The organism is Ohtaekwangia koreensis, from assembly GCF_900167975.1.
GTDB lineage: Bacteria > Bacteroidota > Bacteroidia > Cytophagales > Cyclobacteriaceae > Ohtaekwangia > Ohtaekwangia koreensis.
In genome coordinates this window covers 2,816,271-2,833,947 of the sequence record NZ_FUZU01000001.1, presented here as the reverse complement: position 1 = coordinate 2,833,947, position 17,677 = coordinate 2,816,271, and the positions used below count along the sequence as shown (strand labels likewise).

Genomic DNA, 17,677 nt, shown 5'->3' with positions numbered 1-17,677 from the left:
TTTATGTAAGTGGTTCTTTTTTCTCCAATTGACTGATTCTCGCCATGAGCTCTGCTTCGTGTTCGGCAGCTTTCCGTCGGAGATGCTCAGCGTTTTCCATACTTTTCCCCAGCTGCTGCTCCCGTTGTACCTCCATACTTACGTCTCGTACATAGAGCAACCAGGACGCTTCCAAAGTGGTCACATAGACCTCGGTCATGAAAGAAGTACCATCTTTCCGGATCGTCTTGGTGCGTTTCTTATCGCCCTCCCGCAACTTTCCGAGTTGCAGAAATTTAAAGGAGGTTTGAAAAGCATGTTTCTCCAGTTCTTCGTGGGTAAAGCCGGTCAGGGCTGTCAGAGGCTGATTGCTGAGGGAAATACTCCCTTGCTGATCGGCAACCAGGATGCCCATGGGAGATTTGTTAAGAATGGCTTGTATTTTTTGCTTACTGTTTTCCAGTTCGGTTTGCGTAGAAGCCAATGCTTCTAAATTCTGGCGCAATTCTTCAGCCTGAACCTCGTTTTCTCTTTCCTTTTCTTTCAACTTTTCTATGTTTTGAACCATCAGCTGCTTTTGCACTTCTGCTTCGGCATTGGCCCGTTCCAGTTCATTTCCCCGGCGGTCCGTTTCCTCCTGGGTTGCCTGGAGTTCTTCCATATTCTGACGCATTTCTTCTTCGGCGGCTTTGAGCTCTTCTGCCTGTTGTTGCGATGCTTGCAGGATACGTCGCATATTCTGCGCAATTTTCACCGTCGTGATGGCTGAGGCGACAAACTCACCGGCTTTCTCCAGAAAGGCGATCTGGTAATCGGCAAAAACTTGGAATCCAGCCAATTCAAGTACCCCGGCAACCTGATCGTTATATATCAACGGAACAACAATCAGGCACGTAGGGGTCGCTTCACCAAGACCTGAAGTGACGCTGGTATAGCCGTTGGGCACTTTGCTCAGCAAGGTGGTTTCTTTTTCCAGGTAAGCCTGCCCTACGACGCCTTCCCCGATGTTGATACGTTTTTGCAGGTGTTTTTTCTTGTTGAAGGCATAACAAGCCGCCATTTCCAGATAGTCTTCGTTTTGCTGTTCGTCCTGACTTACAATGAATAGACTTCCCTGCTGCACATCAAGATAACGGCAGAGGTAAATGAGCGTCTCGTGGGCTAGTTTTTCCAGCTGGTCCTGATTATTACGCACTATTTCCGAGAAAGCAGCCAGCCCTTCGGTGCTCCATAATCTTTTTTCATCCTCTTCTCTGACGCGTTTCATATTCTCCCGCATCTTCAGGAGCTCGCCGGCCAGATTATCTTCATTCAGGTTGCGGTTAGTAATGGTAAGTCCATTCCAATCGGCTTCGAAGTCACCGCTGGCAATACGTTTGATCAATTCCGAGGCTTCTTTAAAGCGATGGATTGAATGGTCTATGACTGTTTTAGGATCATTGGCGAGCAGCTCAGTCCCTGGATTGAAAATGTATTGCCGGTTGTTCTCTTCCAAGTTCACAAGCAAGTTCCGGAGCGCCAGATCATCATTTTTAATTTTGAAAATAATAAAGCCTAAAGTGGGAAGACCTAACGATAACATTAACAGCTGTAAATAGATCGTGTTGTTCTGGGCCGCCTCATAGCTGGTAACTGCCTGCAGGCTTTGCTCAGCTTCGAAAGCCTTTATTTTTTCAGATACCTCATACCAATGTTTCCATAACTCCGTACCCTTATCTTCTGCAAGCATGCTTTTGAACACCTCCATGCTGTCGAGCCTTGCCTTCTCTATCATTTGCTCATTGAACCGGGCATAGTCCAGATAATGTTTATGAAGTTTTTTTACATCCGCGCCCTTGAAGGATTGGGCCGCAAGCCTGGCTTCCAAAGTTTCAAAAGTTGGATCCATATCATGAAAAGCTCTTTTGACATCGTTGAGCATTTCTTCCTTTTTGGTGAAACCGTAAATCCTGACACCCAAATCAATGATATGAAGTGAGTGATAAAGCAGGTCGTTGGTTGCCATCGTAATGCTCTCAGATTCCTTTTGTATGATATTGTTCTTTACCATACTAGCCTTGTTATTCAAAATGAGGCTGGCTCCCAATATCATGAGCAACATGATCAACCCTACGGCCAAGACGACTGCATTTTTTCTGATAAATTCTTTCATTGCTAAAGATTTTTATTGGAGTTCATCCTTTATGGGGCTTAAACTGAGCTTACATTTTCCCATACTCTGGAATAGTTACTCTCAGAGAAATGCGTTTGAAGTGGGCCTGTTCCTGCAGTATTGTTATGGGCTTTAAATACGTTTCTGTATTCCAAAATTCCCCACATCAAACTATCAAACTTTCTACAAATGTCTTTTTAATTGTTTTGATAACGATTTAACAGTGCCTGACAAAATGGTGTACTTAATTTAAAATACCATTTCCTTGCGTTTCAAACGATGTAGATAAAAGAGAACAGTACAAATGTGAAAAGTGCTTGGTTACGATTTATCCTGCTTGTTGAGACGCTTTGTATAGATAGAAATTATTTGATAACCGGAAATGGGTGTTGTTACTCTCAAGGGAAGTTAATTTCCATGCGGCTCAGTCCCTGACCTACTGTTAAGCTAAAACAAACTAAAATAATTAGACACAACAACTAATTTAATTAGTTATTTATACTTTTGTCCTCACCAAAAGGAACTACAAAGTGTCTCAACAAAAAGCCGATATTCTCGCAGGGCTGCAGGCCGATATTCTTCGCCTTCAGGGTTTTAAAACTGTGCAGAACACGGTTTTAGAAGCTGGCTTAGGCCCATTAAAACACGCCTTTCCAAACGCAACGTTTCCACTCGGTGCCATGCATGAGTTTATCGCAGTAAGGCCTGAGGAAACAGCTGCTGCCATTGGTTTTATGGGAGGACTGCTCAATTTGCTCATGAGCAGTAATAGAGCTGTGCTCTGGATAAGTTCTACGCGCATGTTATTTCCACCAGCACTGAAGGGTTTTGACCTGAGCCCTGATCGGTTTATTTTCGTTGATGTGCAAAAAGAAAAAGATGCACTTTGGGCATTGGATGAAGCCCTGAAATGTAGCGCTCTTGTAGCTGTAGTCGGCGAGCTCCCAAACATGAGTTTTACCCATTCCAGGCGCCTTCAGCTGGCTGTAGAAGAAAGCCAGGTAACAGGCTTCCTATTGCGCAATCAGCCCCGCACAATAGGTACTACAGCGTGTGTATCGCGCTGGCAAATTACTCCCCTTCCAAGTGCCACTGTAGATGACCTACCCGGTATAGGCTTTCCTAAATGGCGTGTGCATCTACAGCGTATACGAAACGGTAAACCGGGCACATGGGATATACAATGGACAGACGGACGCTTTGTGCCGGTATATCAACCTGTCTTTACGATACAACAAACGCAGCAACAGGCAGGATGATGTTATGGCAAGGCGTTATGTTTCCATCTGCTTCCGGTACTTAACTACTGACTGGTTTACACTCCGCCAGCCACAGCTCAAAACATTGCCATTTGTATTACGCACCAGCGAACATGGCCGCATGGTCATTACTGCTGCCAATGCTATCGCTGAACAGCAAGGTATATCACGCGGCATGGTGCTAGCCGATGCGCGCGCCATGACACCATCCTTGCAGGTGCTCGATGATAAGCCGGACCTGGCTGGTAAATTATTAAATCGATTAGCTCAGTGGTGTATACGATTCACTCCTGTTGTAGCCATCGATCCTCCCGATGGAATTATACTCGACGTCACAGGTTGCACGCACCTGTGGAACGGAGATATACCTTATCTGCAATCCATCATTACCAAACTATATACCCGTGGTTATTATGTACAGGCAGCAATGGCCGATACGATTGGAACTGCGTGGGGCGTAGCGCGCTTTGATAACAATATTGTAATCGAGCGAAGTAAACATATAGAAGCCCTCATGCAGCTACCGCCTCAGGCACTTCGTCTCGAAGCAGAGGTAATAGAGCGGTTGCATAAACTAGGACTTCACAAGGTAAAGCAATTCATTCGCATGCCACGGCCCTCTCTGCGCAGGCGTTTCGGCAATCATTTTATGATGCGACTGGCACAAGCATTAGGCCAACAGGATGAATCGCTTCACCCTATAGAAATTCCCGAGCCGTATCATGAACGCTTGCCTTGTCTGGAACCCATTGCCACAGCACCCGGTATAGAGATAGCACTGCAACAACTGCTGGAAAAACTCTGCGCCCGTTTACAACAAGAGCAAAAAGGATTGCGCAAAGCTATATTCAAATGTTATCGTATAGATGGAAAAACAGAACAGATAGATATAGGTACACATCTTCCCTCCCATCATGTAGAGCATTTATTCAAATTGTTCCAGCTTAAAATATCGAGTATAGAACCTGCATTGGGCATCGAGTTATTTATACTGGAAGCACCCGTTGTAGAAGATCATCACCCGCAGCAGGAAGCGATGTGGCAAGGTGTGGGTGGACTCCAGGATATACTCCTGACTGAACTCATCGATCGCTTCGCCAACAAGATCGGTATACATGCTGTGCATCGATACTTGCCTGATGAGCATTACTGGCCTGAGCGATCGTTTAAGGAAGCAACATCCCTGCACGAAAAACTAACCACTGCCTGGCAAGATAAACCGCGTCCGTTGCAATTATTGAAAGCTCCTGAGCGCATTGATGTGACTGCACCTATACCCGATTATCCACCAATGCTTTTCCGGTATAAAGGAAAAGTAATAAACATCGTGAAAGCCGATGGACCTGAACGCATCGAACAGGAATGGTGGCTACAGCAAGGCGAACATCGCGATTATTACCGCGTAGAAGATGAATCAGGCAACCGTTACTGGCTCTTCCGCCTTGGGCATTATCACGAAAAAATCTACCAGTGGTTTATTCATGGATTCTTTGCATAGCAAAATAGAACCTTAACGCATGAGCTATATAGAATTGCAGGTAACAACAAACTTTACTTTTCTGCGGGGTGCTTCACATCCTGAAGAAATGGTTGAGCAGGCTGCTATACATGGATACACTGTTATAGCCATTACAGATTGCAATACATTTGCAGGATTGGTACGCGCCCATGTGGCTGCAAAGAAAAATAGTATTCGCATTATACCGGCCTGTCGACTGGATCTGCTCGATGGCCCCAGCCTGCTTGCATTTCCCACCGATATAAAAGCCTACGCACAAATATCCAATTTACTTACGATTGGAAATCTACGTGCTGAAAAAGGTAAATGCTTTTTATACAAAGCCGATGTATACCAGTATTCACAAGGCACAAAATTCATTGTTATTCCACCGGGTTCTCTTAATGCTTTTTTTGATTTTGATGATGCCTTTAAAAGCGCCGTACGCGAGTATCACGAGGCCCTTGGTGAGCACCTCAGTATAGCAGCATCACGCACCTATAGTGGCCACGATGCCAAACTGCTCCATCGCATTCATGAGCTTGCAAAAGAGTTACATATACCCATGGTAGCCACCAACGATGTGCATTACCATACCCCACAGCGCAGAGAGCTGCAAGATATAGTTACGTGCGTACGGAAAAAATGCACTATATATACTGCCGGTTTTCGTCTTCACGCCAATGCGGAACGATTCCTCAAGCCCATCGAAGAAATGCTTCGCTTGTTCAGGCAATACCCAGCTGCTATAGAACAAACACGGATTATAGCAGAGGCTTGTACATTTTCACTTGATCAGCTAAAATATCAATACCCCAAAGAAGTCACCAGCGAAGGACGTACCCCGCAACAGGAGCTCGAATTTCTGGTATGGGAAGGAGCAAAACAAATCTATGGAGAAGCTATACCGGACAAGATCCAAAACAACATTCAGTATGAACTTAAATTCATTGAAGAAGTAAACTACGCAGAATACTTTCTCACCGTACACGACATCGTTCGCTATGCGCGATCTCAGAAAATACTCTGCCAGGGCCGGGGCTCGGCAGCAAACTCAACCATATGTTATTGCCTCGGTATAACTTCGGTTGATCCATCCAAATTTGATTTACTGTTTGAAAGGTTCATCTCAACAGCACGCAACGAACCTCCGGATATAGATGTAGACTTCGAGCATGAAAGGCGTGAAGAGGTAATGCAGTATATATACCAAAAGTATGGCCGTCACAGGGCTGCTATAGTAGCAACGGTAACCCAGCAGCACCATCGCGGTGCCATACGCGATGTGGGCAAAGCGATGGGACTATCCGTTGATACGATTCAACGACTGGCTGGATTGATCTGGGATTTTCGCGATGAGGGCTTCGACAAAGATCGCATCTTCAGCCAGGGTATAAATCCGGATGACCCCACCATCCGAAAAGTATTGCAGCTTACCGAACAGTTCATGGGCTTTCCACGGCAGTTGGGACAGCATACCGGTGGCTTTGTTATTACGCAAGGTAACCTGGCAGACTTATGCCCGATCCTCCATGCACGTATGGAAGATCGCACCAACATTGAGTGGAATAAAGATGACATCGAAGCATTAGGTTTTTTAAAAATTGATGTGCTCGCACTCGGCATGCTCACCTGTATACGCAAGGCATTTGATCTGGCAAAGCAACATTACAACCTCGATCTTACACTGGCCAATATACCGCAGGATGATAGGGCCGTATATGAAATGGTAAGCCATGCCGATACAATTGGCGTATTCCAGATTGAAAGTCGTGCACAGCAATCAATGCTGCCCCGCTTGCGGCCGAAATCTTTTTATGACCTGGTCATTGAAGTTGCTATTGTACGGCCCGGTCCTATACAAGGCGATATGGTGCATCCCTATTTGCGCAGGCGCAATGGTGAAGAAAAGGTAGAGTATCCCTCCCAAGAACTAGAAGATATACTCAAGCGTACACTAGGGGTACCGTTGTTCCAGGAACAAGCCATGAAGATCGCCATCGTTGCTGCTAAATTTACCCCGTCCGAAGCGGATGAATTGCGCAGAAGCATGGCAACCTTTAAAGCCAAAGGCAAGATCTCATATTTTGAAGATAAGCTCATCAAAGGCATGACAGGCAACGGCTATACACTGGAATATGCCCAGCGTGTATTCCGTCAGCTCGAGGGTTTTGGAAGTTATGGATTTCCGGAGAGTCATGCAGTAAGTTTTGCACTACTTGTATATGTATCATCCTGGATAAAATGTTATTACCCTGATGTATTTGCCTGCGCATTACTCAACAGCATGCCCATGGGTTTTTATCAGCCCGCCCAGATTGTAAGCGATGCGTGCAAGCATGGAGTAAATGTATTACCGGTCGACATAAACTACTCCGACTGGAACAATAAACTCGAAGCAAAGTCCGGCAAATATTGCGCGCTTCGTCTTGGCTTTCGACAGGTAAAAGGTTTGCGTGAAGAAGATATGAAAGCATTGATGCAAGCACGAAAGGATGGATATACTTCTATTCATGCTTTACGCGAAACAGGACTATCCGAAACAGTACTTGAAAAATTAGCCGATGCCGATGCATTCCGTTCCATCGGACAGGACAGACGAAAAGCATTATGGAATGTATCCACGCAGGACTATCAGCCACAGGCACTATTTTCCAATCAGTGGCGACACGATATAGCAGAAGAAAATATAGCGCTCCCGGAAATGACACCTTCCGAACATGTAGTGCATGACTATGCTACGACTTCGTTATCCTTAAAAGCACATCCGGTAAGTTTTGTACGCCAGCAATTAGAGCAACTACACATCCGTACAAGTTCATCTTTAGAAGATGCTAAAGATGGCGATCATGTAAAAGTAGCCGGCCTTGTACTGGTACGACAACGTCCCGGTACTGCCAGCGGTATATGTTTCATTACCATCGAAGATGAAATGGGTACAGCCAACCTAGTAGTATTCAAAAAACTTTTTGACGAGTATAGGAAGGAAATAATTCAATCAAAATTACTCATGGTAGAAGGCAAACTTCAACGCGAAGGTGAAGTGATACACGTAGTGGTAAAGCGCTGCTATAATTTATCAAGACTGCTTCACAAACTCACCACTCCTGTCCAAGCAGAACTCTCACTCGAACCTCGTTCCCGCGCAGATGAAACTACATCTCCTTTCCTGTCCAAACCACAGCCAAGCAAGATCGAACAAGGAAAGATATTTCCGGAGGGTAGAAATTTCAGGTGAGCAATATCAGCTATGCCTACGAACAACGCGAAATTTTTATAGGCTATATTTTAGAATAATATTCTTAATATTAGGTATAGGAGAAATGGTTTTCTACAAGAACAAAAAGAAATGAAAAGAATAGAAGAAAGTAATTTCAAAAGGCTTATTGGTGTTTGGGATACTACAGGCGACATAAAGTCTGGTGAAGGCAACCTGAAATTAATGGGTATCGACAGTTACGAATTCATACTGGACGGAAACTATATATTGCATAAGGCAGACGTTCATATGGGCAATGAAAGAAATGAAACTTTAGAAATCATTCAATGGGACAGCTCACCTGACAATGCAAAAATGCAATACTTCAACTCAAAAGGAGAAGATGGCATCATGATAAGTTCTATCGTTAACAATGAATTCAAAATTGAAGGAAATGGTTTAATGTTCAACGGCGTAATCAATGATGGAAACACCAGGATTACAGGGAAATGGTATATTCAGACAGAAAATGATAAATGGACCGACTTTATTGACTTAACTCTTGAAAAACAAAAGATTTAGTGAAATCAGGTTTTGAGAATATACTATATAATTTCATTTCCATTTAGTACTATACATCTTATCCTCCCATTATGACAATGCTTTCTGCAGGATTAATGACAAAAATGGAAATGATAGTTATTTACAGGCAACTGCTTTGAAGAAAGTATAGTGGAACGTACCTCCCTTTTCAGCGGTCTTCAATAACGCTTTTATTCCAGCGTCCATTTCAGCTTTGGATATGATGTTTTTTGATACAGCGTCATCGGCAATACCTTTAATCATTGCCGTAAAGGTGTTCTTGATAAACCCCTCAACCATGTCAGGTTTTGATTCATCGATATAAACGGTACGAGGGCTTACATTAATAGTATTAAATCCGGCCTGGGAAAGTAGAGGATATAATTCCCTTCCAATGTTAGCATTCCCTCCTGTACTTTTCTGCAGGGCAACTTGCGCTTCAACAGCCTTGTTTGCCATCAGGTTATCGGGATAGAAATAAGTAGAACCATGGTCTCCCTCGATGACCGAAATTGTGCCTCCGGTTTTAAGTATACGTTTCAATTCAGTCAATGCTGAGAGAGGCTTGGCGAGATGTTCCAAAACGAAGCAGACGAAAACGTGATCGAACTTCTGATCGGGAAACGGCAGATTAAGGACATCTGCCTTTTGGAATTGGACGTTTCGAAAGCCAGACTCACGAGCCATTTCTGTTGCAATTGACAGAGACTTTTCAGAAAGGTCAATGGAGATGATGTCGCAATTTGGATTTTTCTGACAAATGATTTTGGTCTGCGCTCCCACTCCACACCCGGCTTCGAGTACCAATGAACCGGCCTCCCACGTGGAATCCCGGTGCAGAAGGTCGGCAATAGTAGAAGCCTGATCATTTAATCGTTGAGCTTCAAATTCGGAATATCCATGTATATAGTTATCTAGTCTTTCAATTGCTATTTTACGTACATCCGTTTCAAGATCTTGTAGTCGGGAGAGAATAAACTGGCTTTCTTCCAACACCCGTTTACCTGCAGCAGTAAAATGAAGCTGGTTATTGCTACGGTGAAAAATGGGAACTCCCAAATGGGTTTCAAATTCCTTCAACTGATGACTTAAAGCAGATTGCGTGACACAGAGGTAGTCTGCGGCACCTTTCAATGAACCAAATGTTGAAACAGCGTCAATAAGCCTTAAGTAGCGGACCTCGATCATAGCATATGTTTAAAATCAAAAATATGCACATGAACGGTAAAATCGTTTTCAAGGACATGAAATATACTAATCAAGACTATGAATTTTAATAATCGCTTTTTAACGACAAGCACGGATAGAAATCATTTATCCAATGGAAAGAAGAAAGTTCTTAAAGCTGGCAGCATCCCGTGGTCTGAAGGAGAGGCTTCAGATTGAATTAATGCAGAAGAATGTGAAAAACTATACCTATACTATATACGTTACTAAATATACTGTATCAGCTTTATGAATTTATGGCTTGCGATTTTTACAGCTTTCTTTTGATCGGAAAACCAACACATCGCCATAGGACTCTTGTTGAGTAAACAACGCTGCAATTTTATACAAACGAAGTTTAAGGAAATTCGATCACTACAAATACAAAAAAAGGTCAGCACCGCTTCTCTTTGCACGGCTCATTCAAATAACCTATATAACCTTCCTTTGTTGGCGTATAGCCACTACGGTGTAAAGATATTTTTAAAACGCACCTCAAATACAATTTGATTTAATTTATATTTAGAACAGTAACCAACTCTTGAAACTCCATGACAATCAAATCTAAAAAAGTAAGCCCCCTTGTAATTGCCCTTATCGCACTGGGGATTATTGCCTTATTTGTGGCCGGTGTATTTATAGGGATGCGCATCGAGAAGCCATAAACAAAACTGGCGGACAGCGTGATTTATGCGGCTTACATTTGATGGCTATCGTTTCATTTCGCAGCAGGTATATGTACCAGTTGCTGACCGCCGCATAGGCCGTATCCACTATATATACCCATACGGAATGGAGAAAGATGCATTCAAGGCGCTAAATAATTATCCAGGTGGAGATACTCAGCCATTCACAAGCGCAACTACATACCTTACTCTCAGGGGGCATCGATTCGTTGAAAAACTTACTTTCCTTCTACGGGATTGTTAATGAATCTGGATGGACAAAAACCCTCAATGGTGTTCTTCCAGCCCCTCTTATGAAAGCTTGGATCACTTGTCCTGCAAAATTCACAGAAACACTTGAAAAACTGCGCTATAGCCGAGCCACAATTGAAAACTACCAAAGTCAATTTAAAATTTCTATCTTTTATATACCCAAAAACTGTTGAAGATATTGATCAGGGTATCATACATCTATATACTATATTTTGTAAAAGAAAGGAAAGCAAGTTTATCAGCACAGAATCAGGCGATCAACGCTATTAAGTTCTATTTGGAAAAGGTAATGAAGCAACCTCGTACTTATTATCATATTGATCGGCCAAGGCAAGAAACCAAAATACCCACGGTATTGAGTGAGCAAGAAATGAAACTCCTACTGGAATACACTATTAATTTAAAAACATAAATGCATCCTATATATTATCTATTCAGCAGGACTGCGTATCAGTGAAGTACTTCATCTCAAATCTGTAGATTTAGATATTGATCGTGGTCTTATCTACATTCATAGTTCAAAGCACAATAAAGATCGCGTAACACTAGTTTCAAAAAACACTTACCAGATTGTTCAACAATATTTAAAGGTGTATCAACCACAGGTTTGGTCATTTGAAGGCCCAACGCGCCAACCTTACAGTGTCCGTAGTGTGAATGCTATCATTAAATGAAATGCTCAAAAAGCTGGTATGGCACAGACTTACTCTACATTCAAAACCTCTTGGGGACACGAAAGCTCCAAAACCACAGAACGATATATACATGACAATTATTCCATTAATGACGCATGGAAAAATTTGGGTTAAGACAACTGCACACAACAAAATGTATAATCCATGCCCGCTGATAAGGAGGACATTTTTTATTTTTGCTCAGCGCGCCAGCTTATACATAAACGTTGTGCAACATTTTTATTTTGACAATGACTGCTGACAAATTAATAGAAGAATATAAGAACCTAACAAGAAATTGCTATCATGTCGACTATGGTGTGACAAGAAAGCTGTAAAGAGAAACAATGTCTCGGTGACAAGGATGTGTCAAATCGTTGAGACTATTAATAATGAATTTGGACTGAGGGGATTTTAAAACTGAAACCACTATGACACAGTTGACTTCCAGACCGACTTGTGGATTGCGACTCACTTACTTGAGACAATTTCATTGGACAATGAGACGGAGAAGAAAGCACTTAGCATAATTAAAAAAGTCGCTGCCGGTGACGATGCGTTGTCACTTGGATATCAATATTGGATAAAGGACTGGAATTAAAGCGGAGTAATAAAAATGTTGCGCACACATCAGCTATAAAACATATGCTGTATTGTAGGTTCTTAAATGTGTGCTATTAATTTCGTGGCAACGTGGACAAAGATGTAAGTATTTACACGCATACGTCTTATAGCCAGACGTTATAGGGCGTTTTAAAAGATGACCGTGAAACCGATATTTTACTACATATTGACTTTGACTTTAGGGCTTTTAAGTTGTAATGGAAAGACTGAAAAAACGGTTGAAAATTCATCTATTCCTAAAACCACCGAGAATAAGGTCAAACTTCATAAATTGAAAAAACTGTTTGTGGTTGGGGACTTTGATGGTGATAGGAGAAAGGATACAATTTTTCAGCATAATTATTCAAGACTGACAAGAACTGAAATTGACAATTCAGCCGACCCTTTCCAAAATGAATGGGACACAGTTGTAAAATGGTTTTACGACCAAGATGCAGATTTGTATTTGACCATAAATAGAAACAATCAAGACACTTTGCATGTAGGGACAGCACAAGGACTTTATTGTTTAATAAACATTGGCGACAACAATGCAGACGGCAAAGACGAAATTGCTTTTGTAATTGACAACTTGGACTTTAGCAAAATAAACAGCTGTAAAATCTATTCTTTTTGCAAAGACAAATGGACACAATTAAAGCAGTTTGGAATTAACGAAAGTTTGTTTGAGTTTACTTCAGACAAAGCACCAACTTTTGACAACATTAAGGACTATTTAGAAAAGAAAAATGGCAAATGGGTTTATATGGACTACTTACAAAATGGCAATGAAAAGGAAGAAGATGTTGGAAAAATGCTGACTCTAAAACTTGACAGATGCAAATAAAAACGCCCTATAACATCAGGTTAAATTATATTTGCACCGCTCTCCGAAAATGTTGATAAATTGATTCACCACCACACTCCAGTTGCGTACGGGTAGCGTCCATCTTCTGGTTATCTCTCGTAGCGCCAGGTAAACTGATTTCAGTACAAGCATCGTCGGGGAAGGACATCTTGGTTTTAGTATACTTCATGATTTTGCCATTGAGGTTTCAATGATGTTGGTGGTATAGATCATCGTTCTGATCTCCAACGGAAAATCAAAGAAGTGTGACAACTCCTGCCGGCTACAATCGAAATTGATACTTCCCTACTAGCAAAGCGTGTGGTACGCATACTTGAACATACAATTCAATGGCGAGGTGAGCCGAAAAGAATTAGGGTTGATAATGGTCCGGAATTTATCTCCAGCAAACTTAGCCTCTGGTGTGAAGAACATCGGATTAATCTTCAATTTATTCAGCCTGGAAAGCCATCGCAAAACGCATACATCGAACGCTTTAATCGACGCTTTAGGAAAGATATACTTGATGCCTATCTATTCGAAACGCTTGGTCAAGTACAAACCTGGCTGACGAGTGGATGCATGACTATAACTATGAACGTCCGCACGATGCGCTGGAACGGGTGAAGTCCAGTAGATATGCTAACCGTGGATTTATGAAAAACTCCGGAAGAGTTTCACAAATCCACAGCGGGCTATAACTACAACTATAAATGAAATTTTCTAATTTGTGGACGTCCTAAATATAGGAAGCTTACATTATAACGCCACCTTTCAAAGTGAGTATGTGAGTATATCCACCTCCAGAGGATTTAATAGCAGATGCAAACTGCTCTAGTTGCTTAACGTAAACCAGAGATAACCACTGGCGAGCGTTGACCTAGCTGTATACCTTGCCAACGAGCTTACCGCTTATCTCAAAGATATTCATTGGAATTTACAGTAACTGTGGTTGTGTCTACAAGCCTTACATAGCCGGTGTAGTAGCGTGGTTGGCAATGCCTATGTAACATAATTGGGCTGTCCTTTTGGCTAAAGCCCGTATATGAGAATATTACCTTTAGCTAGCGCACTTACATTGAAATTTATAATAAAGAAAAGGCGAGGCGAATTCACACTTAAAAAATACCTCACACTCGACGCTTGTTGAGCGTGAGGTATTTTATTAAATATTAAGTTTATTGTGAAGTGGACTTTTGACGTTTTTTAATAAGTCATTTGCTATTTGCATCATTCCACCATTATGTGCACCACCCCATAGGGCTCTTCCAAAAATGTAGCTTGTGGTGTATTCCTGCCAGGTGTTACAATACTTTTTTAACCCGGCATACGATCTAGCTAAATATTCTTGTAGCTGACTTTCTGAAAGATAACCCAGTTCATAGCAACAGCGTGCCAGAAATACGCTTCGCCCATAATTCCAACCACTGTCTTTTGTACTTCTTAGTTGAGCGAAATTGGTGATGCTATTTTGCTCAATAAGGTCAGGAACTACAGTGTTTAACTTTCTAAACAGATCTAAGTAATAGTCAAATTCGCCTTCCTTATTGGATAAGTTTGATTTCAAAATGTCGACATAATTTTCCCGATCCTCAAAGGCTCTAAAGACCACATCTATATTTTCATCCTGATTTCTGATGTGCAAACTTTGAAGAATTTCAATCGCCTCCGTTTGATTATATATCTCCCAGTAGTTTTCAACTAAATGACGAACATCCTGTTTGTTTAAGCCGGTTTCATAAGAATTCAAATATGCCGATTGTTGTTCGGCATACATGGAGCCAACGAGTAAATGATCTAATAAATCTCCTTTTAATGCATTGGTTTTATTTAGTCTTATGTTTTTAAATGAGTTTAGAATTTTTGAAAGAAAGCCCATCTTGATCTAAGCTATTTTTAAATCAGGAAATTTGTTTTGTAAAATGGATAGAAATCTCTCACCCACTACCTGATATTTCGCTCTTGCCTCTAATTGCTTTTTCAGGTTCAACATATCAGCCGGGTCAGTTCTATAATTAAGCCTGTCGTGAATTTCAAGTGATAACGGGCTACCTTCCATATTAAAAGTAATGACATGTGTCTTTGGTAAATACTCTTCAGAAGATTTTGAATAAGCCCCCAACTGCGATTTCAAAATACCACCATATTGAAGTTGGGCTTTTTCTATTCTGAAATTATCAAACACAATCGTCTCATCCAGTTCGCCTACGGTATTTGTGCTAAAGAAATACAAATCACTTCCGCTCAACACCCAAAAACAATCGGTCTCTATCCTTCTAAGTTTTACACCAACGGCTGATAAGGCTACATTTTTTATACCATCGCTTACCAATTCCTGAACTTTGTTAGCTGTAGACTGAGGAACGGATGCAGAGGTAAACGCATCAATGCTTTTCCCTTTGATCCATTGCTTTAATTTTGAAAAATCGGTGGCCAATAGCTCTTGCTTGTATTGGTCATATTTTGCGCGCTCATGGTCTAAATCAATTTCTGATTTTGCGGCACTGTGCTTTTTATTCATATAGATCATAAAAAAAGCACCTGCAATTACTACTGCTACCGGAATTAAAAATAAAGGATTCATAAACTTTTGTTTTACTATATATTTTATTTTAAAATATTTTGGTCTTCTGAACTTGTATGGCTAAAAAAATAGTCTCATAAATAAGCGCTATATAATAATGGCAATAGTCTCGCGTGGTGTTACTTCCAGCTGATCTTCGTCCAGAGGCTTTTCGGATGCTGCAATAGAACACTGTGCTGCTGTATCCGTTCGTCGAGATCGTCTCCTTCGCCGCGCCACATCGCGAACCCCGTCACATAGCCCTCCGATAATGACCTCCAGGAATCATAGGTGCTGTACAGCTTCTGTGCAAACTCCTGGATCTTCTGCAACGCTTCGTCGCGTGTTAGATACTCGACGTCGAAGCCAAACCGGCACAGGTTAATGGCGCGGGTGAGATCCCAGGCGGTGACATCAGGAGTTTTTGCCTTGGCAAAAACTCCGTGGCTGAGCAGGCCGGGATACCCTTCCAGGATGTGGGTAGCATAGGTCATGAGGCGCTCAGGCTCGATGTTGGTGTCGGCCATGGCCTGCAGCTCAAGACTTTTAATACCGGCGCGCCATTCGGCCTTCGGCAGCGTACTGAGCTTGGTCCAGATGATATCGAAATATGCCTTGTGGCCATTCTTGTCCAGCCAGTGGAGTGTTCCCAGCAGATCTTCGCGCGAGCTTATACTCCAGGCATCTTCCAGGCCTTCAAGAATATCTTCGACAGGGCGATAGGTAGAGAGCGTGTTGAGGTATTGGGTATACGCATATGAGATGTTTGATCCGCAGAGCACGGCCTTGAGCTCGGCAGGCGCAAGATCAGAGTCTTCTTTTACCTCAGGACTGTTGTCGAACATATTCAGCATGTCGCCGGCAGGAGCCTGACCGCCCGCCATACCCATCAGATTCTGCAGGAAGGGGTTGCTGCCCATAGGTTGATTGACCTGACCCTGAATGTTTTGCTGCATGCCCATGGCGTTGTTCATATAGGAAAGCATCTGGTTCGGATCGATGCCCATCGCAGCCCAATGCTTTTTCATCTCTTCCATCATCGGGTTGATCGGTTCTTCTTGCTCTTCAGCCATGGTAAGGTTGAGTTAGTAAATATTGTGGTCTCCCTGTGTGATGGTTACGGACAGTGCGTTGAATGGGGCTTTGTCTGCAGAGGGGGCTGTATCCCGTTTGTCGCGAATTTGGGCGCGCTTTCTGAACGATCTCTTTTACTTCCTGGCGCGTCATTATCCAATGGGTTTTGTTCTCTCGCAGCATTTTTTTGTGCTTCCGATGCAATGGTGAAGTAAAAGTAGGTGACCGAATGGGGTCAAATGCAGGAGATTGATATCCGCGGGGGGTGGGTCGATATTCGCGGGGCACGGCGGGATATGCGCTGAGGAAGAAACATTTTTCTCACCGTTCTGCTACTTTCTGTTCGCACTTCTAGGTCAGTCTTTCGATGTAGTCAATAACGATGGATTTTTTACGATCCGAGACAGGGATTTTGTGGGTGTTTGTGAGCAGGAGCTCGCCTTCTTTGTAATAGCGGCTGATGTAGTTGACGTTTACTATGTAGGATTGGTGGCAGCGAATGAAGGTGTCTTCGGGGAGAAGGGCTTCATATTCTTTCAGAACTTTGGACATGATGATCTTGCTGCCGTCCTGGAGGTGGAAGGTGGTGTATCCTTTGTCGCTTTGGCAGTAGACGATGTCTTTCATGGCAACGATCTGGATGAAGTCGAAGTTTTTGAGGACGATTCTTCGCGGCGTATCTTTTTTCTGGTAGTGGCTATCGGTGATTTCCAGTTGTTGTTTTGTTAAACGATAGGCTTCTATTTTTTTGTAGCATCTGTCTATCGTGTTGTTGAAGGCGGCAGTGTCGATGGGCTTCAGCAAATAAGCGAATGCCCCTAGGTTAAGGGCATCGATGGCGTACTGGTTGTAGGCGGTGATAAAGATAATGTGTGCGTCTGTTTTTATGGTATTGAAGAGGGTGAAGCAGGTACCGTCTTTCAGCTCGATGTCGGCCAGGATGAGGTCGGGTTGCAGCTGCTGGATCTCTTTCTGTGCTGTGGCTATCTCGGCGGCGTAGCCTACTACCTGCAGATAGGGTATATCCCCTGCCAGCGACAAGATGTATTCGCGGATATTTACTTCGTCTTCGAGAATATAAACTTTCATGGCGTTGGGGGTTA

General features: G+C 42.7%; 14 protein-coding genes and 1 pseudogene. 8 read left to right on the top strand and 7 right to left on the bottom strand.

The features are described 5' to 3' along the window. Nucleotide 1: 1 nt before the first annotated feature. Nucleotides 2-2,131, bottom strand: coding sequence for a GAF domain-containing protein (locus B5Y40_RS11315; protein WP_079686761.1), 2,130 nt, complete (start codon nt 2,129-2,131; stop codon nt 2-4). A 530-nt stretch (nt 2,132-2,661) separates the two neighbouring features. Here B5Y40_RS11315 and B5Y40_RS11310 point away from each other — a divergent pair. The 4 genes from B5Y40_RS11310 (at nt 2,662) to B5Y40_RS11295 (ending at nt 8,669) form a co-directional block, all read left to right on the top strand. Next, on the top strand, nt 2,662-3,390 hold the full coding sequence (locus tag B5Y40_RS11310) for an ImuA family protein (RefSeq protein ID WP_079686760.1): 729 nt from the start codon (nt 2,662-2,664) through the stop codon (nt 3,388-3,390). Nucleotides 3,391-3,394: 4 nt separating this feature from the next. Further along, on the top strand, nt 3,395-4,888 hold the full coding sequence (locus tag B5Y40_RS11305) for a Y-family DNA polymerase (RefSeq protein WP_079686759.1): 1,494 nt from the start codon (nt 3,395-3,397) through the stop codon (nt 4,886-4,888). 19 nt (nt 4,889-4,907) lie between these two features. After that, nucleotides 4,908-8,126 carry an error-prone DNA polymerase gene (locus tag B5Y40_RS11300; protein ID WP_079686758.1) on the top strand — a complete coding sequence of 1,073 codons (3,219 nt, stop codon included), beginning with the start codon at nt 4,908-4,910 and terminating at the stop codon, nt 8,124-8,126. 111 nt (nt 8,127-8,237) lie between these two features. After that, entirely contained in the window at nt 8,238-8,669 is a 432-nt protein-coding gene (locus B5Y40_RS11295; RefSeq protein WP_079686757.1) for a hypothetical protein, read from the top strand. A gap of 117 nt (nt 8,670-8,786) precedes the next feature. On the opposite strand, the gene B5Y40_RS11290 is transcribed toward B5Y40_RS11295, so the two are convergent. After that, nucleotides 8,787-9,857, bottom strand: coding sequence for a methyltransferase domain-containing protein (locus tag B5Y40_RS11290; RefSeq protein ID WP_079686756.1), 1,071 nt, complete (start codon nt 9,855-9,857; stop codon nt 8,787-8,789). 133 nt (nt 9,858-9,990) lie between these two features. Here B5Y40_RS11290 and B5Y40_RS29610 point away from each other — a divergent pair, with 133 nt between their 5' ends. The 3 genes from B5Y40_RS29610 (at nt 9,991) to B5Y40_RS11265 (ending at nt 12,937) form a co-directional block, all read left to right on the top strand. Continuing rightward, nucleotides 9,991-10,128: a hypothetical protein gene (locus B5Y40_RS29610; RefSeq protein ID WP_159453667.1), complete on the top strand. Its 138-nt coding sequence runs from the start codon at nt 9,991-9,993 to the stop codon at nt 10,126-10,128. A 1,101-nt stretch (nt 10,129-11,229) separates the two neighbouring features. Next, nucleotides 11,230-11,487, top strand: coding sequence for a tyrosine-type recombinase/integrase (locus B5Y40_RS30115; RefSeq protein ID WP_079686753.1), 258 nt, complete (start codon nt 11,230-11,232; stop codon nt 11,485-11,487). Between the two features lie 766 nt (nt 11,488-12,253). After that, nucleotides 12,254-12,937 (top strand): hypothetical protein, encoded by a 684-nt coding sequence (locus B5Y40_RS11265; RefSeq protein ID WP_143785700.1) that lies wholly within the window; start codon nt 12,254-12,256, stop codon nt 12,935-12,937. Nucleotides 12,938-12,952: 15 nt separating this feature from the next. Here the strand turns inward: B5Y40_RS11265 and B5Y40_RS30170 are convergent. Then, nucleotides 12,953-13,213, bottom strand: a pseudogene (locus tag B5Y40_RS30170) (transposase); the annotation flags it as partial. A gap of 45 nt (nt 13,214-13,258) precedes the next feature. Between B5Y40_RS30170 and B5Y40_RS30110 the strand changes: the two are divergent. Then, complete coding sequence (locus B5Y40_RS30110; RefSeq protein ID WP_159453666.1) at nt 13,259-13,564, top strand: integrase core domain-containing protein; 306 nt, start codon at nt 13,259-13,261, stop codon at nt 13,562-13,564. A gap of 538 nt (nt 13,565-14,102) precedes the next feature. Here the strand turns inward: B5Y40_RS30110 and B5Y40_RS11255 are convergent. The 4 genes from B5Y40_RS11255 to B5Y40_RS11240 all read right to left on the bottom strand — a co-directional run bounded on the left by B5Y40_RS11255 (nt 14,103) and on the right by B5Y40_RS11240 (nt 17,663). After that, nucleotides 14,103-14,816 (bottom strand): DUF1266 domain-containing protein, encoded by a 714-nt coding sequence (locus tag B5Y40_RS11255; protein ID WP_079686749.1) that lies wholly within the window; start codon nt 14,814-14,816, stop codon nt 14,103-14,105. A gap of 6 nt (nt 14,817-14,822) precedes the next feature. Next, on the bottom strand, nt 14,823-15,521 hold the full coding sequence (locus tag B5Y40_RS11250) for a hypothetical protein (RefSeq protein ID WP_079686748.1): 699 nt from the start codon (nt 15,519-15,521) through the stop codon (nt 14,823-14,825). 119 nt (nt 15,522-15,640) lie between these two features. Further along, nucleotides 15,641-16,573 carry a DUF1266 domain-containing protein gene (locus B5Y40_RS11245; protein WP_079686747.1) on the bottom strand — a complete coding sequence of 311 codons (933 nt, stop codon included), beginning with the start codon at nt 16,571-16,573 and terminating at the stop codon, nt 15,641-15,643. A 352-nt stretch (nt 16,574-16,925) separates the two neighbouring features. Beyond that, on the bottom strand, nt 16,926-17,663 hold the full coding sequence (locus tag B5Y40_RS11240; RefSeq protein WP_079686746.1) for a LytR/AlgR family response regulator transcription factor: 738 nt from the start codon (nt 17,661-17,663) through the stop codon (nt 16,926-16,928). Between the last annotated feature and the right edge of the window lie 14 nt (nt 17,664-17,677).

Excerpts from the sequence above, each read along its gene's own strand:
- B5Y40_RS11315 (WP_079686761.1), bottom strand. The coding sequence starts at position 2,131 with ATGAAAGAATTTATCAGAAAAAATGCAGTCGTCTTGGCCGTAGGGTTG.
- B5Y40_RS11305 (WP_079686759.1), top strand. The coding sequence starts at position 3,395 with ATGGCAAGGCGTTATGTTTCCATCTGCTTCCGGTACTTAACTACTGAC.
- B5Y40_RS11300 (WP_079686758.1), top strand. The coding sequence starts at position 4,908 with ATGAGCTATATAGAATTGCAGGTAACAACAAACTTTACTTTTCTGCGG.
- B5Y40_RS11295 (WP_079686757.1), top strand. The coding sequence starts at position 8,238 with ATGAAAAGAATAGAAGAAAGTAATTTCAAAAGGCTTATTGGTGTTTGG.
- B5Y40_RS11290 (WP_079686756.1), bottom strand. The coding sequence starts at position 9,857 with ATGATCGAGGTCCGCTACTTAAGGCTTATTGACGCTGTTTCAACATTT.
- B5Y40_RS29610 (WP_159453667.1), top strand. The coding sequence starts at position 9,991 with ATGGAAAGAAGAAAGTTCTTAAAGCTGGCAGCATCCCGTGGTCTGAAG.
- B5Y40_RS11255 (WP_079686749.1), bottom strand. The coding sequence starts at position 14,816 with ATGGGCTTTCTTTCAAAAATTCTAAACTCATTTAAAAACATAAGACTA.
- B5Y40_RS11250 (WP_079686748.1), bottom strand. The coding sequence starts at position 15,521 with ATGAATCCTTTATTTTTAATTCCGGTAGCAGTAGTAATTGCAGGTGCT.
- B5Y40_RS11245 (WP_079686747.1), bottom strand. The coding sequence starts at position 16,573 with ATGGCTGAAGAGCAAGAAGAACCGATCAACCCGATGATGGAAGAGATG.
- B5Y40_RS11240 (WP_079686746.1), bottom strand. The coding sequence starts at position 17,663 with ATGAAAGTTTATATTCTCGAAGACGAAGTAAATATCCGCGAATACATC.